The organism is Microbacterium sp. SMR1 (genome assembly GCF_003289625.1).
GTDB lineage: Bacteria > Actinomycetota > Actinomycetes > Actinomycetales > Microbacteriaceae > Microbacterium > Microbacterium plantarum.
Genome location: NZ_QMBN01000002.1, coordinates 356,010 through 377,566, shown reverse-complemented (window position 1 = coordinate 377,566; position 21,557 = coordinate 356,010). Strand labels below are relative to the sequence as shown.

Sequence of the window (21,557 nt, the reverse complement as noted above, 5' to 3'; positions counted from 1 at the left end):
GAAGAGGGACGATGACCGCATCACGGGATGGCAACCTGCGGGGACTCGATGCGACGATCGAGCGGCGGGGCCTGCGCGACCACGTCTACGAGCGCATCCTCCAGCTGCTCCTCTCCGGCGAGGCGGTTCCCGGCCGCCGCCTGTCGATCGACACGATCGCGCGTCAGCTGGACGTGTCGCAGACCCCGGTGCGCGAAGCGCTCGTGCAGCTCGAGCGCACGGGTCTCGTCACGCGCGAGGCGCTGCGCGGCTACCGTGTCGCCCCGCCCCTCGGACTCGATCAGCTGCGCGAGCTCTTCGACGCCCGCATCATGCTCGAGACGCATGCCACGCGCCTCGCGACGCCCGCCTCGCCCGAGATGATCGACGAGTTGCGCGCCGCGGAGGAGGAGCACCGCAGCATCGGCAAGCGTGTCATCGAGGCCCTGAACGCCGGCGCGGCCGACCTCGAGGTGACTGCGGCCTACTTCGTCGCGGACGCCGCGTTCCATCGGGTCGTGTTCGACCACTGTGGCAACCGGTATCTCACCGAGATGTCCGAGACCCTCGGAGCCCAGCTGCACCGGATGCGGCAGTCGGTCCGGCACGGTGTGACCGACGTGCGCGAGGCGATCGCCGAGCACGAGGCTCTCGTCGACGCGTTCGCAACGGGCGACCCCGACGCTCCCGAGCGGTCGATGCTCCATCACCTCGAGCAGGTGCGCCAGCGATCGCTCGGGCTCGAGCAGGCCTGAGCTCCTCGCCGCGAACTCCCTCTTGCAGCGTTCTCTATTTCCTATAGGATCTACGGGAGTCCTCGTCGGACACGCTCGCCAATGGAGTCGTCATGAACGCAACGTCGCACCCGTCCGCCCCTACGCCCGGCCCGATCGCGGTCTGCATGCACGGCTTCTCCCCCGTCGCCGCGGATGGGACCCGCCTGCACGACGCCGACGCCGAGACCTGGGACGGCGTGTTCTCGCAGGTCGAGCGGCTCGGCTTCACAGCGATCGAGATCGCGGACAGCCACATCCGCCCGTCTGAGCTGACCGCGTCCCGCCGGGCCGAACTGAAGTCCATCGCGACGAGCCACGGGGTCGAGCTCGTCTCGGTGCACGTGCAGCGACAGAGCGTCATCCAGCCGGGCAAGGGCGAGGAGAACCTCGCGTACGCGCACCGCGCGATCGACGCGGCGGCCGAACTCGGCATGAGCGTGTTCTCGACCGGACTCCATCAGCCCTTCAGCGAGGCCCAGCGCGCCGCTCTGTGGTTCTGGACCGCGCCGGGCCCGGTCGACCCCGATGACGCCGACACCCGCGCACTCGCGGTCCGACGCCTGCGCGAACTCGGCGAGCACGCGGCATCCGTCGGCCTGCCGATGTCGCTGGAGATGTATGAGGACACCTACCTCGGCACCGCCGACAGCGCGGTGCGCCTCATCGAGGAGATCGGGCTCGACAACGTCGGCCTCAACCCCGACATCGGCAACCTCGTGCGCCTGCACCGCCCCATCGAGGACTGGCGCGAGATGCACGAGAAGACCCTCCCCTACGCGAACTACTGGCACATGAAGAACTACGCGCGCGACGAGGCCGCCGACGGCAGCTGGCAGACGTCGACGCCGACGAGCATGGAGCTCGGCCTCATCAACTACCGGGCGATGGTCGCCCGCGCGCTCGAGCTCGGGTTCCGCGGCCCGTTCCTCATGGAGCAGTACGGCGGCGACAGCCTCGGGGTGTGCGCCCGCAACCGCGACTACCTGACCTCCCTGCTTCCGGCGACCGCCGGAGCCTGACCGACACCGACGAGGAGAACGTCATGACCGAGAACGAACGCCCCGTGTACGCGGTGGTGGGCAGCGGCTACATGGGCGGCGGCATCGCGCAGTCGCTCGCCCTATCCGGCGCCGACGTGCGCATCGCCGACGTCGACATCGAAGTCGCCCGCGGCAACCGCGACCGCCTCATCGCCGAGGCCGCGCAGTTCGCCGCCGACGGCCTGTTCCCCGCCGACGCCAGCGCCGTCATCGCCGAGCGCATCACGGCGATGACGATCGAGGATGCCGTCGGCGGCGCCTCCTTCATCGAAGAGGCCGTGCCCGAGAAGATCGAGATCAAGCACGCGACCCTCCGCCGCATCTCGGCGGCGGCCGCGCCCGACGCGATCATCGGCAGCAACACCTCGACGATCCTCATCGGCCGCCTCGCCGAAGCCGTGACCGAGCCCGGCCGCTTCCTCGGCGTGCACTTCTCGAACCCCGCCCCCTTCATCCCCGGCGTCGAGCTGATCCCGCACGCCGGCACCGATGAGGCGGTCCTCCCCGTCGTCGAGGCCATCGTCGCCGCGACGGGCAAGGAGACCGCCCGCGTGAAGGATGCGACCGGGTTCGTGCTCAACCGCCTGCAGTACGCGCTCTTCCACGAGGCGACGCAGCTGGTCGAGGAGGGCGTGGCCACGCCGGAGGACATCGACACCATCGTGCGCACGACCTTCGGCTTCCGCCTGCCCTTCTTCGGGCCGTTCGCGATCGCCGACATGGCCGGACTCGACGTGTACGCCTTCTGCTACGCGTCGCTGCAGACGGAGTTCCCCGAGCGGTTCGCGACACCGCCCATCCTCGACCAGCTCGTCTCGGCCGGGAAGCTCGGCACGAAGTCCGGCGCCGGGTTCCTCGACGTCCCCGCCGAGCGCACGCCCGAGCTCATCGCCTACCGCAACAAGGCGTACGTCGCGATGAAGAAGCTCATCGACGAGCTGGGCCCCGCCCCCATCCACCCCGCACAGGACTGAGAGAACACGCCATGGCATCCGTCTTCCCCGCTGAGCGCACCGTCATCCTGACCGGCGCCGCGAGCCCCCGGGGCATCGGCCGCACGACCGCCTTCCACCTGGCCGAGCGCGGCTGGCATGTCGGCATCGTCGACGTCGACGCCGCGGCCGCCGAGCGCACCGCTGCCGAGGTCGCCGAGGCTCACGGCGTGCGGGCCGTCGGCGTCGGCGCGAACGTGGCCGACCGCGAGCAGGCCGTCACCGCGATCGACACGCTCGAGGCGTCGCTGCCGCAGATCGTCGCCCTCGTGAATTTCGCCGGCGTCTCGTCTCCCATCCCGTACCTCGAGGTCACCCCCGAGGAATGGCACCGTGTCGAGTCGATCAACCTCGACGGCGTGCACTGGGTCACCCAGCGCGTCGCCCGCACGCTCGTCGCGAACGGCGTGGGGCGGCTCGTGGGCATCTCGTCGGTGTCGGCGCAGCGCGGCGGCGGCACCTTCTCGAAGACGCCCTACTCGGCGGCGAAGGCGGGCGTGATCGGTCTGATGCGCTCGGTCGCGCGCGAGCTCGGTCCGCTCGGCATCACGGCGAACGTCATCTCGCCCGGCCCGATCGACACCGACATCATGGGCGGAACGCTGACGGAGGAGCGCAAGGAGGCGATGGCCGCCGACGGCGTCCTGCCGCGCATCGGCACGCCGACCGACATCGCAGCGGCGGTGGCCTATCTGATCAGCGAGGATGCCGGATTCGTGACGGGCCAGACCCTGAACGTCGACGGCGGCCTCTACATGCACTGAGGCTCCCGTGAACCGCAACTGGTCCCGCGGACGCCTCGGGTTCCTGGCCATCGGGGTGATCTGCGTGGTCGTCGGCCTCGTCCTGATCATCCCCTCACTCGGCGGCTGAACCGCCGCCTCGTCACTCCGTCACACCCACACGAACTCGAAGGAGAGTCACTGTGTCCTCATCGGACTACGGTCCCGCCACGCGGGCCAACGTCACGGTCGCGAATGAGCTGCTGAGCAGCCCGCACCTGGCGAGCGGCATCAAGAAGGCCACCTACCGGCTCATGCCGATGCTCATCATCCTGTACTTCGTCGCGTTCCTCGATCGCACGAACGTCGGGTTCGCCGAGTCCGCTCTCGAAGTCGACCGGGGCATCTCCGCGGGGGCCTACGCTCTCGGCGCCGGCATCTTCTTCATCGGCTACGCCCTCTTCGAGATCCCCTCGAACCTGCTGCTCGACAAGTTCGGTGCGCGCTTCTGGCTCGCCCGCATCGCGGTCACCTGGGGAATCGTCGCCTCGCTCTTCGCCTTCGTCAACGGCGAGACGATGTTCATCGTGCTGCGCTTCCTCCTGGGCGTCACGGAGGCGGGCCTCTTCCCCGGCGTCATCATGTTCCTCGCGCAGTGGTTCCCCAACAAGCGCCGCGTGCAGATGTTCGCGCTGTTCTACCTCGCGCAGCCCTTCTCGCAGATGCTCGGCGCCCCGCTGTCGGGCGGCCTGATCAGCATCGGCGACCAGGTCACCCCGTGGGCCGGCTGGCAGGTGATGTTCTTCGTCGAGGGCATGATGGCGGTCGTCGCCGGTATCGCGGCGCTGTTCTTCCTCGTCGACTCGCCGCAGAAGGCGAAGTTCCTCGACGAAGACGAGAAGGCCGCACTGAAGGCGGTGATGGAGCACGAAGACACGGTGAAGGAATCCGATGGACCCCGCGGCATCGGCGCGGCGCTCATCAGCTGGAAGGTCTGGTACTTCACGGTCATCTACTTCTGCCTGCAGATCGCCGTCTACGGCACCACGTTCTACCTGCCGCAGCAGGTGTCGAACCTTATCGGCGAGTCGGTCGGCTGGCAGGTCGGCCTCGTGTCGGCCATCCCGTGGGCCGTCGGCCTGTTCGCCTGCTACTACGTCGGCAAGCACGCCGACACCGTGCGCCGGCGCCGCGTCTGGGGTGCCCTGTTCTTCCTCGTGACGGGTTCGGCCATCCTCGTGTCGGCGTGGGCCGGAGCCAACGGGCAGGGCCTGCTCGGCATCATCGCGATCACCGTCGCGGTCGCCGCGTTCCTCTCGACGGGCCCCATCACCTGGTCGTTCCCGACCTCGTTCCTCACCGGCGCCGCGGCCGCCGCCGGCATCGGCCTCATCAACTCCCTCGGCAACCTGGGCGGCTTCGTCGCCCCGATCATGCGCACGGGGATCAACGAGGCCGTCCCGACCGAGAGCGGAGCCTGGGGCGTGGTGTCGCTGGGTCTGTTCGCGTTCCTCGCCGCCGTCATGATGTGGGCGACCCGGTTCTTCAGCTCGAAGGCCGACGCTCTCCTGACCTCGGGCGAGAGCGAGCGCCGCTGACGCATCGCGCGCTCTCGAACGGCCCGGCGTCGCCTCGTGCGGCCCGGGCCGTTTCGGCGTTGCGGTTGGGCGTAGCGGTTCGGCGTGCCCGCTCGAGCCGCGCGTCAGCCGAGGACGAGCGAACGGATGGCCGTCTCGGGCGAGACCGTCGTGTCGAGCAGCATCCCCGAGCGATAGCGTTCGAACACGCGCGGATCGATGTACGAGCTGCGCGCGACCGCCGGCGTGTTCCCCAGCGCCGTGGCCGCGGCGCGCACCGCTTCGACCTCGGCCTGGTGCACGGCCCGGGCCGTCTCAGCGATGCCGATGCGTGCGAGGGCGTCCGCCGCGACGACGGTGCCACGGAGAGTGCGGAAGTCCTTGGCGGTGAACGGGCCGCCCGTCAGCGCACGCACGTACGCGTTGACGTCGTTCGGGGTGAGTGGAACCCGCCGGCGCTGCCGCTGCCACGCGAGCAGCGGCGACGAGGGGCGCCCCTCGATCAGCAGCATGATGGCCGTGGCGAGGTCCGGGTCGGGGATCTCGAGCGCCTGGCGCTGTCCGCTCTTGCCCGAGAAGGCGAGGCTCACGACGGTGTCGGCCACCGAGGCGTCGCGACGTCTCAGCGTCGTCAGCCCGCGGCTGCCGTGCTGCAGCAGGTACCGCTGCGAACCGATGCGCAGCGCCGACCGGTCGAGCAGCCGGAATGCCGCGGCGAGGACGCGCTCGCGATCGAGGTCGGCGCGTCGCAACGAGGCAGTCGCACGCGAGCGGGCACGTGGCAGGGATTCGGCGAGCTGCAGCGCTCGGGCGTACTTGCCCTTGTCACGACTGCGCGTCCACTCGGGGTGGTAGATGTACTGTCGACGACCCGCATCGTCGGTTCCGACGACCTGGATGTGCCCCTGCGGGTCTGCGCAGATCCAGACGTCCTTCCAGGCGGGCGGGATGACGATGCTTCGGATGCGGGCGAGGTCGCGCCGCCCGACCGCCCCGCCGTCGGCATCCGTGTACCGGAAGCCCTTGCCTGAGCGGATGCGCCGGATGCCGGCATCGACATCGGGCCGGACCCGGACGAGTCGGGCCACCTCAGTGGTTGCGCAGCATCGAGATGATCTGCGCCTTCTTCTTGCCGGAGTACCCGGAGATGCCGAGTTCCTTGGCGCGCTTCTTCAGCTCGTCGACGGTCCAGTCCTCGTAGTCGCCGGACTGTCCGCCCCGGCTGCCGACCTTCTTGCGGCCGTCACGGGCGGCGGCGTTCGAGATGCGGGCAGCCTTCTCTTTCGAGGCGCCGTCCTCGCGCAGCTCCTCGTAGAGCTCGGGGTCTTTGAGACTGTTCGATCCGCGTCCCTGTGGCATAGCGGTCTCCCCTCTTCGTCAGGCTGACGCTACGACCGTCGCGAGGGTCGCCGCAGGTGCTTGACAGGCGTTCGCGAGAGGCCCTAACCCCACCCCACCCCACCCGCCGTCCGACCGTGACCCGACACAAAGGGCGCCTTCCTCGCCGCCGAGACGACCATGTGCGTCGGGTCGGCGCCTGGTGGAATACCACCACGGCGAATCCGTCGTCAAGGCCTCGGCACACACGCTCGGCATTCTCTAACGTTGCGGTCAGCCCTTCACGGGGTCGGAACGTCTCGCAGTGGGACGGACATTGGGAGACAGACAAGGAGCCCCCATGAACATCTTCCTCATCATCATCATCGTCGTTGCGATCGTGCTCGCGATCGTCAGTGGCCTGAACAGCGCACTGAGCTGGCTGCTCTGGGTCGCCCTGATCGTCGGTGTGATCGCGCTCATCGCGTTCCTCTTCCGAGTGATCAGCGGCAACAAGCGCGTCTGACCGCCGCGCTGCGCGAACGCCTCCGCCTTCGGGTGGGGGCGTTCTGCATTTCCCGGAGCAGCCAACGAACGGCCCATCGACTCTAGACGAGTCGCGATATATCGTGTTATCGTCAGCAGACGCGATATATCGCGATCATGCGCGACGACCGTCGCCAGAGGAGAGGGAACGCCATGACACTGCAGAAATGGATCGTCCACCCGGAGGAGACCCGGGTGATCGACATCGACGACATCCGGAAGCTCAAGGTGAGCATGGTCGGGGGCCAGATCGACATCGTCGCCCACGACGAGCCCGGCGTCCGCATCGAGGTGCACGCCGTCACCGGCAAGGATCTGCGCATCGAGGCGACCGGCGACGTCGTGGAGATCGACCACCCGCAGTTGCGCTGGGACAACTTCACGCAGGTGTTCCGCAACTTCGGCTCCTCCGGCCCGAAGGCCGAGATCAGCGTCGCCGTCCCGCGCGGCACGGACCTCACGCTCGGCGTCGTCAGCGCGAGCGCGCTCGTGTCGGGCCTCACGGCCGATGCGCGGGTCAACACCGTCTCGGGCGACATCATCATCGACGGGATCACGGGTGATGTGAACGCGAACGCGGTCTCGGGCGACGTGCAGGCGCGCGAGCTGACCGGTGCGCTCACCGCGAAGTCCGTGTCGGGCGACGTTTCGGCTATCGGCACCCTGCGCGCGGCCGACATCGACACGGTCTCGGGTGCCATGCTCGTCGACTCGTCCGGTCCGATCCAGTCGATCACGCTCCACACCGTGGGTGGCGACGCCACGGTTCGCCTCGACGAGAGCCTGCCCGCGAACTACCAGGTGCGCAGCGTCAGCGGACGCGTGCTCATCGACGGCGTCGTGCGCTCCGGGCAGGGCGCCGGCCCGCTCACGAGCTTCACCGGTTCGACCGGCGAGCTCAGCGGCTCCTTCGTCGACGTCCGCACCAACTCGGTCTCGGGCGACCTCACCGTCCTGCGGCGCTCCGCCCCCGCGGCCACCGACGTCGCCGGCACCAGCGCGCCCGAGGTCGCAAGCGAGGCAGCACCCGAAGCCGCCCCCGTCGAGGCCGCCCCGACCGAGGCCGCCCCGGTCGAGGACACCGCGGACCGTCGCGAGGATCACTGACCATGCCGCCCGTCTTCTCACACGGCGACCTGCGTCTTTACCTGTTGTCGCTGCTCGACGAGTCGCCGCGGCACGGGTACGACCTCATGCAGGCCCTCACCGAGCGCACCGGCGGAACCTACTCGCCCAGCGCCGGCACGATCTACCCCCGCCTCGCCAAACTCGAGGAAGAGGGACTCGTGACCAAGACCGTCGACGGTCGCAAGACGATCTACGAGATCACGGATGCCGGTCGCGACGAGCTCTCGGCCCGCCGCCATGACCTCGACGGCATCCAGGCCGGCTTGGCGGACAGCATCCGCCTCATCGCCGACGAGGTCCGGGGCAGTGTGCGGGCGGCGATGAAGAGCCTCCAGGCCGACCTCGCCGCCGCCGCGAACGTCGACCACGAGACCGCCACGCGTCCGTCGCCGCCCGAGAACCCACGCGCAGAGGCCCGCGCGCAGGCGCAACGAGCGGATGCCGCGATCGCCGAGTTCCGGGCGAACGTGAAGGCCGACCTGCGGTCGCACATCGCGCGCGACGGCGACGTCACGGCATCCGCCGTCGACGACCTCGTCGCCGCGCTCACCCGGACCCGGGAAGAGATGCTGCGGGCCTTGCGGGGCTGACGACGCACAGTGGCGCGCCGCACCGCGCCGGGGACCTCTGCTCCGCGCCGCTCAGGGCTCGGGCCAGAGGTCTTCGTCGTCCGCGGCGGTCTCACCCTGCGGCACGACGAGGATGGGCCGCCGCTGCCGATGCGCCAGCCGCGCCGCGACCGAGCCCGTGAAGAACTCGCGGATCGACTCACCGATGCCCCGGCGACGCGTGCCGACCACGAGCAGCTTGGCATCGAGCCGGTCGGCGAGGTGCTTGATGGCGAGCGCGGGATCGCCGACGAGCTGATGCACGGTCCACTCGACGGTCGACGACGCGAGCGCCTCAGCGGCGGAAGCGCGGATCTGCTCGAGCTGCGCCGCGCTCGAGACCGCCCCGAGGTCGATCGGAGCGGTGTGGACGTAGCCGTCGGGATCCTCGTAGGTCACGAATCGGGTGACATCGACGTGCACCACGATGAGTCCGACGCCGAGCATCGACGCGTACCGGGCCGCCTCGACCACGACGCGGGGCGACTGCCCGGGGATGACTCCCGCGATGACGGGCGTCGACGGAAGACGACTCTCGTCGCCTGCGGAGTGCTGATCGGCCATGGTCGCCCCCTGTCTCAGCGGCGGCACCGGCGATGGCTCGGGGCCCCCGTGTTATTCTTGATGCTACTCTTCCCCGGCCCAGCGCCGGATCGTGAAATGCTCCGGGCACCGCTGAACAGCCCGTGACTCAGAAATGAGGGGGTCTCGCATGGGGCGTGGCCGTCAAAAGGCGAAGCACACCAAGATCGCGCGTGAGCTGAAGTACGACACCTACAATGTCAACTTCTCCTCGCTCGAGAAGGAGCTCGCTCATTCCGACGACGATCAGTACGTCGACAAGTGGGCTGACCAGTACTCCGACGAGTACGAGGACGAGAAGGCCTGACCGGGCTCATCACCATGCGCCGTGGCGCTGCTCCCACTCGTCCTCGATCGTGTGGGGGCGTGTGACGACGATCCCCGCGGGGATCGCAGCGAGCATCAGCACGCCGACCATGATGAGCGGGGCCGTCCATTCCCCCGTCGCCTCGTGCAGCAGCGCGAACGAGATGGGGAAGACCGCAGCAACGGCGTAGCCGACGCTCTGCGCGAATCCGCTGAGCGCGACCGTGCCCTCGTGCGTCCTCGTCTTGCGCTGGATGAACACCAGCGCAGCCGGGAACAGCATCTGCGGTGTGCCCAGCAGCACGACCCACAGCACGACGGCCGACCCGGGCGCGATGAGCAGTCCCGCGACGGCGACGAGCCCGGCCGACGCCGCGACGGCGTAGATCACGCCGAGCCGCCGCCAGCGCGTGATGACGAGCGGCACGATGATCGACCACGGCAACCCCATCGCGCCGAACAGCGCGAGGAGCGAACCGGCGGCGGCATGGGATACGCCCGCGAGGTCGACGAGGATGATCGGCAGCCACGCGAACGACGCGTAGACGCTGGATGCCGACACCGCGAAGGTGACGGCGACGGCCCACGCCATCGGCAGGCGCACGAGGCGACTGAGCACGTTCGGCGACGGGGTCGGGGCGATGACGGCATCCGCCGTGGCCGCCGCGATGCGCGACCGGCGCAGCGTCACGAGCCAGGGGATGACCGCGAGCACGGCGAACACCGACCACAGCCCGAGAGAGAACCGCCATCCCGCGGTGTCGGCGATCGGCACCGCGACGAGCGGCGGCACGAAGGCCGCCACAGCGAGCATCGTCGAGTAGACCGCCGTCATGGTCCCGACGCGGTCGGGGAAGTACGTCTTGATCAGCGGCGGCAGCACGACGTTGCCGATGCTGATCGCGGCGAAGAGCACGGTCGTGGCGATGAGCAGGATGCCGGCATCCGGCGCGAGCGCTCGACCCAGCAGGGAAGCCGCAGCGACGACCATCGCGGCGACCGCGAGTCGCTGCAGGCCGAACCGCCGCTCGAGAATCGGAGTGATGACGCCGAAGACCGCGAAGCACACCGGCGGCGCCGCGCCGATGAGGCCGGCCACCCACGACGGCACGCCGAGGTCCGCGTCGATCTCGGTGAGGATCGGCGACAGCGACGCGACGGCCGAGCGCAGTGAGAAGGCGACGAGGATGACGCCGAGGAACGCGAGGACGCGTCCTCGCCAGAGCGAAGTCACGACTGCTGGGTGCCCTCGACCCAGTTCAGATACTCCTCGCTGACCGTCCCGGTGACGTAGCGCCCGTCGAAGCAGCTCATGTCGAGGTCGACGATGTCGGTGCCCTCGACGATCGCCGCCTTCAGGTCGTCGATCTCCTGGTACACGAGATAGTCGCAGCCGAGCTCCTCGGCGATCTCGGGGATCGTCCGGTCGTGGGCGATGAGCTCGTGACGCGAGGGCATGTTGATGCCGTAGACGTGCGGGTAGCGCACCGGCGGCGCGGCGGACGCGAACGTGACGCTCTTGGCACCGGCATCCCGGGCCATCTGGATGATCTCCTTCGACGTCGTGCCGCGCACGATCGAGTCGTCGATGAGGAGGACGTTCTTGCCCTTGAACTCGCTCGACATCGCGTTGAGCTTCTGGCGCACGCTCTTCTTGCGCACGGCCTGGCCCGGCATGATGAAGGTCCGGCCGACGTAACGGTTCTTGTAGAAGCCCTCGCGGTACTCGATGCCGAGCTTGCGCGCGACCTGCATCGCCGCGGGACGCGATGAGTCGGGGATCGGCATGACGACATCGATCGCACCCTGAGGGGTGTACTTGGCGATCGTGTCGGCGAGACGCTCGCCCATGCGCAGGCGAGCCTCGTAGACCGAGATGCCGTTCATGATCGAGTCGGGACGGGCGAGGTAGACGTACTCGAACGAGCACGGCGCGAGCTGCGTCTGCTGCGCGCACTGACGCGTGTGCAGAGTGCCGTCGGCGTCGATGAAGACCGCCTCGCCGGGCTCGACGTCGCGCACGACCTCGAAGCCGCCGTTCTCGAGCACGAGCGACTCGGATGCGACCGTCCACTCGTCGCGGCCGTTCTCGGCCCGGCGGGTGCCGAGGATGAGCGGACGGATCCCGAACGGGTCGCGGAAGGCCAGCAGGCCGTGGCCGGCGATGAGCGCGATCGCGGCGTACGAGCCCTCGACGCGCTCGTGGACGCGCTCCACAGCCTGGAAGACCTGGTCGGGGTCGAGGTCGAGGCCCGAGATCGTGGTCTGCAGCTCGTTGGCGAGCACGTTCACCAGCAGCTCCGTGTCGGAGCTGGTGTTCAGGTGGCGGCGGTCCTTGCGGAACAGCTCGTCGGTCAGCTCGCGCGTGTTGGTCAGGTTGCCGTTGTGCACCAGCACGATGCCGTACGGCGCGTTGACGTAGAAGGGCTGCGCCTCTTCTTCGCTCGACGCCGTGCCCTTCGTGGCGTAGCGGACGTGGCCGAGCCCGATGTTGCCGAGCAGCGAACGCATGTCACGCGTGCGGACCGCCTCGCGCACCTGGCCGTTGGCCTTGAAGATGTGGAAGACGCCGCTGTTCTCAGCGGTCGCGATTCCGGTCGAGTCCTGGCCGCGGTGCTGCAGCAGCAGGAGGGCGTCGTAGATCTCCTGGTTCGCCGGGGACTGCCCGACGATTCCGACGATTCCGCACATGGGGTGTCAGTTCGCTCCTGCTTCGCGGTAACCGCCGACGAGACGCACTGCTCCGCCGTCGACGCCCTTGGCGCCCTGTTCGTAGTCGCCCGCGGGACGCGGACCCGTCGAGACGACACCGACCTGCCAGGTGTCGATGCCATCCGCGCTGAGCGCCGCGATCGCGGCATCCGCTGCGGCCGGCGACACGACAGCGAAGAAGCCGATGCCGAGGTTCCAGGTGCCTTCGGTGCGCTCGAGCTCAAGGCCGCCGAGGTCGGCGAGGACGCGGAAGACCGGCGACGGCGACCAGGTCGCGCGATCGACGTCGACCCACGTGTCCTTCGGCAGGACGCGCGCGAGGTTCGCGGCGATGCCCCCGCCCGTGACGTGGCTGAGGGAGTGGATGCCGTCGCCGAGCTCGCCGATCAGGCGCAGCAGCGGCGAGGTGTACAGGCGCGTCGGCTCGAGCAGCTGCTCGCCCCAGGTGCGACCGAAGTCGGCGGCCTGGTCGCCGTAGCCGATGCCCGCACCGGTGATGATGTGACGGATCAGCGAGTAGCCGTTGGAGTGCGGGCCGCTCGAGGCGAGCGCGAGCACGACGTCGCCGTCCCGCACCCGGTCGGCGCCCAGCACCTGCTCGGACTCCACGACACCGGTCGCGGCACCCGCGACGTCGTAGTCGTTCACGCCCAGAAGACCCGGGTGCTCGGCCGTCTCGCCGCCGACGAGCGCGGTGCCCGTCGCAGAGCAGCCGTCGGCGATGCCGCGCACGATGTCGGCGATGCGCTCGGGCACGACCTTGCCGCACGCGATGTAGTCGGTCATGAAGAGCGGCTTCGCGCCGACCACGACGATGTCGTCGACGACCATGCCGACCAGGTCCTGCCCGATCGTGTCGTGCTTGTCGATGGCCTGCGCGATCGCGACCTTCGTGCCGACGCCGTCGGTCGAGGTCGCCAGCAGCGGCTTCGTGTAGCCGAGCAGCGCGCTCGCATCGAAGAGGCCGGCGAAGCCGCCGACACCCCCGAGGACTTCGTCGCCGTGGGTTCGCCGGACCGCCGACTTCATCAGTTCGACGGCGAGGTCTCCCGCCGCGGTGTCGACGCCGGCTTGGGTATAGGGATCAGTGGGACTCGAGGCCACGGCATCCAGAGTACCGGCCCGTGGAGCGGCCGAGCGCCGGGCGTGTCTCGGCGGCCCGAATCGTTCGTGAATCGATCGCGACACGGACCGGGGGTCAGATGCCCTGCCAGGCGGGCTTGTTGGCCCACGCGTGGCGGTAGTAGCGCGTCTGGGCGAGGGCGCTTGCGGCGGCCTCATCGATGACGACGGTGACACGCGGATGCAGCTGCACGGCCGAGCCCGGCGCCGAGGTGCTGACCGGGCCCTCGACGGCGGCGGCGACGGCATCCGCCTTGGCTTCGCCGAAGGCGAGCAGCACGAGGTGGCGGGCGCGCAGGATGGTGCCGATGCCCTGGGTGATGCAGTGCATCGGAACGTCGTCGGGCGAGTCGAAGAACCGGGCGTTGTCGGCACGGGTCTCCTCGGTGAGCGTCTTGACGCGCGTCAGCGAGGCGAGCGAGCTGCCCGGCTCGTTGAACCCGATGTGGCCGGTGCGGCCGATGCCGAGGATCTGCAGGTCGACCCCACCGGCGGCGCGGATCGCGGCCTCGTACTGCTCGCCTGCCGTCTCGATGCCGTCGAGGTCGCCGTGGGGCACCTCGATGCGGGCCGGATCGAACCCGACGGGCTCGACGACCTCGCGCTCGATGACGCTGCGGTAGCTCTCCGGGTGGCCGGCGGGCAGTCCGACGTACTCGTCGAGGGCGAAGCCGCGCACGCGCGACACGTCGATGTCCTCGCCGCGCACGCGCTCGGCGAGGTGCCGGTACACCGCGAGCGGCGTCGACCCGGTCGCCAGCCCGAGCACGGCATCGGGGCGCCGCCGGATGAGGTCGACGATCGCGTCGCCGACGAGTCGGCCCGCCTCGTGCTCGCTGGGGACGATGACGACTTCAGCCATGGCTCTTCCTTCTTTCGGTTCGGTCGGGAGGGCGGATGCCTGGGCTCGGCTCAGGCGAGCCCGAGGGTCTCCGACAGCACGAGGGCCGCCGCCCCGCGGAGCCGCAGGTCGCCGTGGGTCTCGGCGAGGCGCACGGTCAGGTCGTCGAAGAGGATCGGCAGCACGCGGGCCGCGATCGCGTCGCGCGCAGCGCCGATGAGCTCACCATCGATCAGCTCGGCCGGCCCGCTCAGCACGACATCCGTCAGCCCGAGTGTCGCGACGAGCGGTGACAGCGCGACGCCGAGGCACCGCCCCGCCTCGCGGCGAACGAGCAGAGCGGCCTCGGCGTCGGGCGCCGCGGCGAGCTGCGCCTCGAGCTTCGGCACCGAGAGCCAGGCTTCGAGGCATCCGGTGCGGCCGCACGCGCAGACGGGGCCCTCGCCCTCCGTCACGACGACGTGCCCGATCTCGCCCGCGGCCCAGTTGCGTCCGTGGACGACCGCGCCGTTCACGATCGCGGCGGCTCCGACGCCGGCGCCGATCCGGACGAGCAACAGATCGTGATCGACCTTGCCGAAGCTCAGCTCGCCCATGCCGGCGGCGTTGAGACCGTTGGTGACCGAGACCGGCAGACCGGTGCGGTCGGACAGGATGCCGCGGAGCGCGACGTCGTGCCAGTCGAGGTGGGACGACTCGCGGACGACGCCCGCGCCGTCGACGACGCCCGGTGTCGAGACGCCGATCCCGAGGATCGGGGCCTCCGCCGTGCGGACCAGCCGATCGATGAGGTCACCGAGCACGGCGAGCGCCTCGGCCCCGGTCGACCCGCCGCGCTCGACGACCTCGCGCGCGATGACGGTTCCCCCGAGGTCGGCGACGGCGCCCTCGATCGTGTCGCCGCTCGAGATCGACACGGCGACCACGTTGCGGGACGACCGCGCCAGCGCGAGGGCTCGAGACGGCGCGCCGGGGCCCGACCGGTGTCCACGGCCGCTCTCGACGACGAGCTGCTCGTCGACGAGCTCACCGACCAGATCGGAGATCGTCACGCGGGAGAGCCCGGTCGCACGCGCGATGTCGGCGCGCGACAACCCTTCCTCGCGGTGGAGCGCCTGCAGGACGAGGCGACGGTTGTTGCTGCGCGCATCCTCGGGACGGATGCGGCGGCCACGCGCCCTCCGCGAAGCGGCGCCTTCCGCTGACGTCGTAGTCATACGTTCCCCGATCGAGTACAGTTCCCGAGAAATAATTCGGAAACGTTCTTAACCAATACTGTCAGAACCCCGTTCCCTCGCGCACATCGGAGTGACCCGTGAAATTCTTCCAACGACTCGGCCGGTCGATCATGCTGCCGGTCGCCGTGCTTCCCGTCGCCGCCATCCTCATGGGCATCGGCAACTGGATCGACGCCGCTGCCGGCGAGAACATCGTCTCGACGTTCCTCCTCGCAGCCGGCGGCGCGATCCTCGACAACATGGCGCTCCTCTTCGCCATCGGCATCTCGATCGGCATGGCCAACAAGTCGGATGGCACTTCCGCTCTGGCGGGCCTCGTCTCATGGCTCACCGTCACGACGCTCCTCGCCCCTGCCACCGTCGCTCAGTTCTTCGGCATCGCTGACGTCGCCGACGTCGATCCCGCGTTCACCAACATCAAGAACGTCTTCGTCGGCATCATCTGCGGCCTCATCGGCGCGTGGGCCTATAACCGCTTCAAGGGCGTGAAGCTGCCCGACGCCCTGTCGTTCTTCTCGGGCAAGCGTTCCGTCGCGATCGTCACGGCAGGCATCTCGCTCGTCGTCGCCGTCGTGCTGCTGTTCGTCTGGCCCTTCGTCTACGGCGGCCTCGTGATGTTCGGCGAGTGGATCGCGACCCTCGGACCGGTGGGCGCTGGCCTCTACGGCTTCTTCAACCGCTTGCTCATCCCCTTCGGCCTCCACCACGCGCTGAACTCCGTGTTCTGGTTCGACGTCGCCGGGATCAACGACCTCAACAACTTCCTCGGCGGCGCGAACGGCGACGGTGTCTACGGGGTCACCGGCCAATACATGACCGGGTTCTTCCCGATCATGATGTTCGGCCTGCCGGGCGCTGCCCTGGCGATGTACGTGACCGCGAAGGACAAGCGCAAGAAGGTGGTGGCGGGCATCCTGCTCTCGTCGGCCGTCGCCGCGTTCTTCGTCGGCATCACCGAGCCCCTCGAGTTCTCCTTCATGTTCCTCGCGCCGTGGCTCTACCTCGTCCACGCCGTCTTCACCGGCATTTCGGTCTTCATCGCCGCGCTGCTTCCGACCCGGATGGGCTTCGGCTTCTCGGCGGGCTTCATCGATCTGGTGCTGGGCTGGTTCAACCCGCTGGCGCAGAACCCCTGGATGATCCCCGTGATGGGCGTCTTCTGGTTCGTCGTCTACTTCCTGGTGTTCCGGTTCCTCATCCTGAAGTTCCGGCTCAAGACGCCGGGCCGCGAAGACGACGACGCGCTCGACGCGGATGCCGCGACCGCAGGCCGCGACGCGGGCTACGGCCCCACCGCGGAGAAGATGATCGCGGGCCTCGGCGGTAAGGACAACATCGTCCAGCTCGACAACTGCGCCACCCGCCTGCGGCTCGAGGTCGCCGACACGTCGCGTGTCGACAGCGACGCGCTCAAGCGTGCCGGAGCCGCGGGCACGATGATCTCCGGCGCGAAGTCGGTGCAGGTGGTCTACGGGCTCAACGTGCAGTTCGTGAAGGACGCGATGGACGACGTGCTCGCCGGCCGCGAGGTCGAGCCGCCCGCGGCATCCTCGGCACCGCAGGGCGCGGGCACGGTGACGACCACCGCCCCCGCGGTGGTGCGGCTGCGTCAGCCGATCGCCGGCACGGTCGTGCCGCTCGCGGAGGTTCCCGACCCCATGTTCGCGCAGGGGACGATGGGCCCCGGCCTCGCGATCGACCCGGCCGGCGACACGGTCGTGGCGCCAGCCGACGGCATCGTGACCACCGTGTTCCCCACGGGCCACGCCGTGGGGATGACCCTCGACGACGGCACCGAGCTGCTGATCCACGTGGGCATCGACACCGTCGACCTCCAGGGGCGCGGGTTCCAGGCGCTCGTCCAGCAGGGCGAGGGCGTCCACGCGGGACACCCGCTGCTCCGCATCGACACGAGCGTCATCCGCGGGGCGGGCTACTCCCCCATCACACCGGTCATCGTGCTGAACAACGAGCACGCGTCGATCGAGTTCGAGTGACGGAGCGGCCGGTGCCGAGCGTCATCGCCTCGGCACCGGCCGCACCCCGCCACCCCCGCTCTAAACTGGCGCCATGAGCGCGGCGAAGACTCCCGAGTGGGTGGTGCGGGAGGATGCCGCGCCCTCGGTCGTCGTCGCGCTGTACCTGCGCCAGGCGCTCGGCATCCGCACTCCGGATGAGCTGCCCCACCTGCGTGGGATAGAGCCGACACCCGTCGAGCGCGACCCCGAGACGCAGTCCGAGCTCGAGCGGCAGTGGCGAGCGTACTGGGAGATGACGGTCGAGCCGCTCGCGCATCCCTCCCCTGTGCCGCTCGACCTGGTCGAGGGTTTCGACACGCTCGTCGCGTTGCCCACCGAGGGATTCGAGCGACTCGAGCGCGAGATGCGTCCGCATGCGGCGGAGGCGGTCTCCTTCGCGCGTGACGTGCACGCCCGATACACATCGCGCTCGTCAGGCGTCGGCGCCGTCGCCTACCGCGCGTACGCCGGGGCGCTCGCCCAGCACGAGCGCCGCATCGGGCGGCGGGCGCACTCGTTCGAGCTGAACGTGCAGGTGCTGCCGCTGAGCCAGCGCGGCGTGTGGTGGATCGGCGCGCTCACGATCGCCGTCACCGACGGTCTGCGCAGCGACGTCGTGGCCTTCGACGCCGCGATCGCACCGATCATCGCCGAGATCGCCTGACCTCGCGCGCGCGAGCCCGGGTCAGGCGTCGTCGACGGTGCGCACGCGCTCGTGCAGGATGCGCACCTCGCGCGTGCGGCGACGTGCGGCGCGGTCGAGCACGAGGGCGATGACGCCCGCGATCGCCATACAGACCGGGATGGCGCCGAGCGCGATGAACCCGAACACCTGACCCGCGGAGTACTGCAGGCCGGTGTTGGTGCTGACTCCCTCGTCCGGGATGCCGAACGTCAGGGCCAGCGCGACGATGATGCCCGCCGCGGCGCCGAGCAGGAGGAACACGCTGTACTTGGGCACGCGACGCACGCGCGCCGACTCGACCCGTTCGGTGATCTCCTCAGCCATGAGTCCATTGTCGCACCGCCCGAGCAATGCCCGGGCGGTGCGACGAGAGGGCTCAGCGAGTCGTCAGAGCGCGCTGCGGCGGCGACGCGTGAACGACACGGCGAGCGCGCCGATCAGCAGCATCCCGGCACCCAGCCAGAGGGTGTCGACGGGAGCCTGCCCGCCGGTCGCGGCGAGGGTCGCGTCGGTCGATGCGTCGCACGGCACCTCGGCGCCGAGCGGGAACGTGATGCTCACGGGATCGAGGGCCTCACCGGCCGAGTAGAAGCCGGCGAAGGCCTCGGCGCCCGCGGCCGTCAGCGTGGCCGATGCACCCGTCCAGCTGATCCGATTCGCCGTCGTCGTGGCGGCGGGCAGCGAGAGCGTCGCGAAGACGACGCCGTTCGCGTTCACGTCGGGCGACCCGTTGTATCCCCTGGACTGCACGTTCACGATCAGCGAGGCGGTGTTCGCGCCGGTGATCTGCACGCGCGGGTTCGACAGGGTCATGTCGAGCAGACCGCTGTGGCCGGTGTAGTGCACCGAGCCGCCGAAGCTGACGCGGCCGCGGTCGTTCTCGGGGCTGTACGCACCCGAGCCGGTGCCCCAGCCGCCGGAGATCTCTCCCTTGGCGATCGGGCCCGTGATGTACGAGCGGTACGACTCCTTCACACCCCACTCGATCGTCGCTCCCGAGACCGACCGGGCGACGCACGACGGCGCGGCCGGCGACTCGACGGCTGCGGCGACAGCGGCAGCCGTGACCCGGAAGGGCGCGGATGCCGCGACGGCACCTCCGACGCTCAGCTCGAGCGTGTGGTCGCCCGTCGCGAAGCCGGCGGGAACCGCCCACGAGAACGACACGCGTCCGCCGGCATCCGCCGTCGCCGTGCCGATCGTGACCGGCTCGGAGTGCGCCACGGCCGTGACGACGTCACCGGGCGCGAAGCCGCCGCCGGTGAACTCGAGCACGCCGCCCTGGGCGACCGTCGCCGATCCCGCGAACGCGACGAACGGGGCCGTCGGCTGCGCGACGGTGACGTCGGCGAAGGTGTCGAGCGTGCGGTCGGTGATCGACAGCGCATGCGCCGCGGAGGTGGCGACGTGGTAGCTCTTCGTCGGGTCGAGCGAGCCGGCGGGGACGGTCAGGTCGACGGTGAACGCGCCGCCCACGATCGAGCCCGGGCGCACCCAGGCCAGCTGCACCCAGCCCTCGGCGGGCAGCGGGCCGGCGCCGGCCCAGAGCGACTTCTCGCCGAAGACGACGTACGCACCGTTCACGGCGCTGTCGCCGACGAAACCGGTGCCCGAGACCGTGAGCGTGTTGGCCACGGCCGGGTCGAGGTCGGCGTTCGGTGTCACCGTGATCCTCGGGTTCTTCGTCGGCTCGGGCTGCGGCGCGACCGCGGCCCACGTCACGGGCACGAAGAGCTCGTTGTCGGGCTGCAGGCCCTGCGACGCCTTGTTGCCGAAGGTGAAGACACCGAGGCGGTAGTCGTCGCCGGGGCGCTTCTCGTTCGCGGACTTCTCATCGACCCGGACGGTCCACGTGAAGTCGACCGTGCCGTCGGCGTTCTCGGTCCACGGGAGGTTGGCGGCGCCGGTCGGATCGCCCGACACGCGGACGTATGAGACCGACGGGCGCGCGGCATCCGCGGCACCGTCGGTGGGCTTCCAGGTCTCGGCGACCCAGCCGAAGCGCAGCGCGAATCCGGCTCCCACCTCGCTCTGGCGGTAGTTGCGTCCCTCAACGGTCAGCGTGGCACCGCTCGGGTCGACATCCGTGTTCGGGGTGACCGTGAGCGTCGGCGCGGGGAGCGGCTCGGTCGGCGTCGTCGCGAACGACACGACCACCTTCGCGTCCTGGGTGCGGTTGGCCATGCCGCTGTGATCGGCGATCGTGTAGATCGCCGTGGTGTCGCCCTTCGGCGCGACCGTCAGCGTGGTCTCGAACGATCCGTCCTCCGTGAACTTCACCATCGTCGCCGTGGTCGGGTTCGACGTGACGAGCTTCGCACCTCTCGTGCATCCCGCTACGATGAAGGCGAAGTCGACCTCTGCGAGCGGGCGGTCGGTGCAGGTCGTGAGGTAGATCGGCTGGGCGGGGTCGTAGCCCGTGCCCCTGACAGTGATCTCCTCGCCCGCGGGGTCGAGCCCCGTCGACTTCGACAGCGTGAGGGTGGGGACCCGCACCGGGGTCTCGGGCTCGGTCGCCTTCGCGGTGACCGCGTAGCTCAGCGCCGGTGCGGTCGAGGCGGAATAGGCCGTGGCGTCGGCCGGGGTGAACGCGGCCGCGATGCTGTGCGTGCCGACGGCGAGCGACGAGGTGATGATGCTCGCGACGCCCCCGTCGACCGGAGCCGAGCCGAGCGATGCGTCACCGGCCGTGAAGGACACCGACCCGGATGCCGCGGGCGAGACCGTCGCCGTCAGGGTGACGTCGGCGCCCTCGACGGCTGTGCCACCGGGTGAGGCCGACAGGGTCGTCGTGGTCGACTCGGCGACGGCCGGGAAGAGCGCGTTCCAGTCGATCGAGACCTCGGCGCGGGCGAGGAGGTTCGCCTCGGTAGGGAACGAACGCGACGGCCACGAGATGACCTCGTAGGCCTTCGAGGGGTCGAGCTCGCTCGCGATCTGCTCGAGGCTTCCGGTGATCTCACCCGCGGCGGACACGTCGAGCGAGGCGTTGGGCGTGGTCGCCTGGTCGACCGTCAGATCGCCCTTCTCGACGAGGGCGACGTAGGCGTGCCGGCTCGGCTGACCCGGGTACTGGGGAGCGACCTCGAAGCCGGTGCCGGTGATGGCGACCGTGATCTTCTCGTTCGCGACGACGGTGGTCGACGTCGTCAGGGTGGGGCCGGCGGCCGTTGCCGGCGCGGCGACGCCGACGACGGCGGCCATGGCGACGAGCGCGCCGGTCAGCACGCTCGCGAGCGGACGCTGCAGCGCCGCCCTCCTGGTTCTCAGCATGGGAACCCTCCGAATCTCGATGCAGGTGAAGCTCGCGCGTCGGGCACGCGACGATAGTTAGCTTAGCCTTACCTAATCGAAGTTTGTGAAGTCCC

21 protein-coding genes are annotated in these 21,557 nt (G+C 69.8%); 11 read left to right on the top strand and 10 right to left on the bottom strand.

Features of this window, described 5'->3' with window-relative positions; translation table 11 throughout:
* Window positions 1-11 precede the first annotated feature (11 nt).
* From DO944_RS06460 to DO944_RS06440, 5 genes are all read left to right on the top strand, one after another.
* The gene (locus tag DO944_RS06460; protein ID WP_112615821.1) at window positions 12-734 is read left to right on the top strand and encodes a GntR family transcriptional regulator; all 723 of its coding nucleotides are present in this window, start codon (window positions 12-14) and stop codon (window positions 732-734) included.
* A gap of 92 nt (window positions 735-826) precedes the next feature.
* Window positions 827-1,774: a sugar phosphate isomerase/epimerase gene (locus DO944_RS06455; protein ID WP_112615819.1), complete on the top strand. Its 948-nt coding sequence runs from the start codon at window positions 827-829 to the stop codon at window positions 1,772-1,774.
* A 23-nt stretch (window positions 1,775-1,797) separates the two neighbouring features.
* On the top strand, window positions 1,798-2,769 hold the full coding sequence (locus DO944_RS06450) for a 3-hydroxyacyl-CoA dehydrogenase family protein (RefSeq protein ID WP_112615817.1): 972 nt from the start codon (window positions 1,798-1,800) through the stop codon (window positions 2,767-2,769).
* A gap of 11 nt (window positions 2,770-2,780) precedes the next feature.
* A complete protein-coding gene (locus DO944_RS06445; RefSeq protein ID WP_112615815.1) occupies window positions 2,781-3,551 on the top strand; it encodes an SDR family NAD(P)-dependent oxidoreductase in 771 nt (256 codons plus the stop codon).
* Between the two features lie 161 nt (window positions 3,552-3,712).
* A complete protein-coding gene (locus tag DO944_RS06440; RefSeq protein WP_258524593.1) occupies window positions 3,713-5,107 on the top strand; it encodes an MFS transporter in 1,395 nt (464 codons plus the stop codon).
* A gap of 104 nt (window positions 5,108-5,211) precedes the next feature.
* On the opposite strand, the gene DO944_RS06435 is transcribed toward DO944_RS06440, so the two are convergent.
* Window positions 5,212-6,174 (bottom strand): DNA topoisomerase IB, encoded by a 963-nt coding sequence (locus DO944_RS06435; protein WP_112615813.1) that lies wholly within the window; start codon window positions 6,172-6,174, stop codon window positions 5,212-5,214.
* A gap of 1 nt (window position 6,175) precedes the next feature.
* The gene (locus DO944_RS06430) at window positions 6,176-6,445 is read right to left on the bottom strand and encodes a Rho termination factor N-terminal domain-containing protein (RefSeq protein ID WP_023953083.1); all 270 of its coding nucleotides are present in this window, start codon (window positions 6,443-6,445) and stop codon (window positions 6,176-6,178) included.
* A 319-nt stretch (window positions 6,446-6,764) separates the two neighbouring features.
* Between DO944_RS06430 and DO944_RS15655 the strand changes: the two genes are divergently transcribed.
* From DO944_RS15655 to DO944_RS06420, 3 genes are all read left to right on the top strand, one after another.
* On the top strand, window positions 6,765-6,929 hold the full coding sequence (locus DO944_RS15655; RefSeq protein WP_023953086.1) for a hypothetical protein: 165 nt from the start codon (window positions 6,765-6,767) through the stop codon (window positions 6,927-6,929).
* A 173-nt stretch (window positions 6,930-7,102) separates the two neighbouring features.
* Window positions 7,103-8,056, top strand: a complete 954-nt coding sequence (locus DO944_RS06425; RefSeq protein ID WP_112615811.1) for a DUF4097 family beta strand repeat-containing protein — start codon at window positions 7,103-7,105, stop codon at window positions 8,054-8,056.
* 2 nt (window positions 8,057-8,058) lie between these two features.
* Window positions 8,059-8,667: a PadR family transcriptional regulator gene (locus DO944_RS06420; RefSeq protein ID WP_112615809.1), complete on the top strand. Its 609-nt coding sequence runs from the start codon at window positions 8,059-8,061 to the stop codon at window positions 8,665-8,667.
* Window positions 8,668-8,718: 51 nt separating this feature from the next.
* Here the strand turns inward: DO944_RS06420 and DO944_RS06415 are convergent, their stop codons facing one another.
* Window positions 8,719-9,249: a universal stress protein gene (locus tag DO944_RS06415; protein WP_112615807.1), complete on the bottom strand. Its 531-nt coding sequence runs from the start codon at window positions 9,247-9,249 to the stop codon at window positions 8,719-8,721.
* Window positions 9,250-9,397: 148 nt separating this feature from the next.
* On the opposite strand from DO944_RS06415, the gene DO944_RS06410 reads away from it, so the two are divergent.
* Window positions 9,398-9,574 carry a DUF3073 family protein gene (locus DO944_RS06410; protein WP_023953093.1) on the top strand — a complete coding sequence of 59 codons (177 nt, stop codon included), beginning with the start codon at window positions 9,398-9,400 and terminating at the stop codon, window positions 9,572-9,574.
* Window positions 9,575-9,583: 9 nt separating this feature from the next.
* On the opposite strand, the gene DO944_RS06405 is transcribed toward DO944_RS06410, so the two are convergent.
* The 5 genes from DO944_RS06405 to DO944_RS06385 form a co-directional block, all read right to left on the bottom strand.
* Window positions 9,584-10,807, bottom strand: coding sequence for a CynX/NimT family MFS transporter (locus tag DO944_RS06405; RefSeq protein WP_112615805.1), 1,224 nt, complete (start codon window positions 10,805-10,807; stop codon window positions 9,584-9,586).
* Window positions 10,804-12,264 carry an amidophosphoribosyltransferase gene (gene purF, locus DO944_RS06400; RefSeq protein WP_112615803.1) on the bottom strand — a complete coding sequence of 487 codons (1,461 nt, stop codon included), beginning with the start codon at window positions 12,262-12,264 and terminating at the stop codon, window positions 10,804-10,806. Before purF ends, DO944_RS06405 begins: the two co-directional genes overlap by 4 nt.
* 6 nt (window positions 12,265-12,270) lie before the next feature.
* Window positions 12,271-13,389 (bottom strand): phosphoribosylformylglycinamidine cyclo-ligase, encoded by a 1,119-nt coding sequence (gene purM / locus DO944_RS06395; RefSeq protein ID WP_114588936.1) that lies wholly within the window; start codon window positions 13,387-13,389, stop codon window positions 12,271-12,273.
* Window positions 13,390-13,483: 94 nt separating this feature from the next.
* Window positions 13,484-14,269: a glucosamine-6-phosphate deaminase gene (gene nagB / locus DO944_RS06390; RefSeq protein WP_112615799.1), complete on the bottom strand. Its 786-nt coding sequence runs from the start codon at window positions 14,267-14,269 to the stop codon at window positions 13,484-13,486.
* A 50-nt stretch (window positions 14,270-14,319) separates the two neighbouring features.
* Complete coding sequence (locus tag DO944_RS06385) at window positions 14,320-15,465, bottom strand: ROK family transcriptional regulator (protein WP_112615797.1); 1,146 nt, start codon at window positions 15,463-15,465, stop codon at window positions 14,320-14,322.
* 98 nt (window positions 15,466-15,563) lie between these two features.
* Here DO944_RS06385 and nagE point away from each other — a divergent pair, with 98 nt between their 5' ends.
* Together nagE and DO944_RS06375 are read left to right on the top strand one after the other, a co-directional pair.
* Window positions 15,564-17,483, top strand: coding sequence for an N-acetylglucosamine-specific PTS transporter subunit IIBC (gene nagE / locus DO944_RS06380; RefSeq protein ID WP_112615795.1), 1,920 nt, complete (start codon window positions 15,564-15,566; stop codon window positions 17,481-17,483).
* 73 nt (window positions 17,484-17,556) lie between these two features.
* On the top strand, window positions 17,557-18,168 hold the full coding sequence (locus DO944_RS06375) for a zinc-binding alcohol dehydrogenase (protein WP_112615793.1): 612 nt from the start codon (window positions 17,557-17,559) through the stop codon (window positions 18,166-18,168).
* Window positions 18,169-18,189: 21 nt separating this feature from the next.
* Here the strand turns inward: DO944_RS06375 and DO944_RS06370 are convergent, their stop codons facing one another.
* Together DO944_RS06370 and DO944_RS06365 are read right to left on the bottom strand one after the other, a co-directional pair.
* Window positions 18,190-18,513 (bottom strand): potassium transporter Trk, encoded by a 324-nt coding sequence (locus DO944_RS06370; RefSeq protein WP_112615791.1) that lies wholly within the window; start codon window positions 18,511-18,513, stop codon window positions 18,190-18,192.
* Between the two features lie 63 nt (window positions 18,514-18,576).
* Entirely contained in the window at window positions 18,577-21,462 is a 2,886-nt protein-coding gene (locus tag DO944_RS06365; protein ID WP_112615789.1) for an HtaA domain-containing protein, read from the bottom strand.
* Window positions 21,463-21,557: the final 95 nt, after the last annotated feature.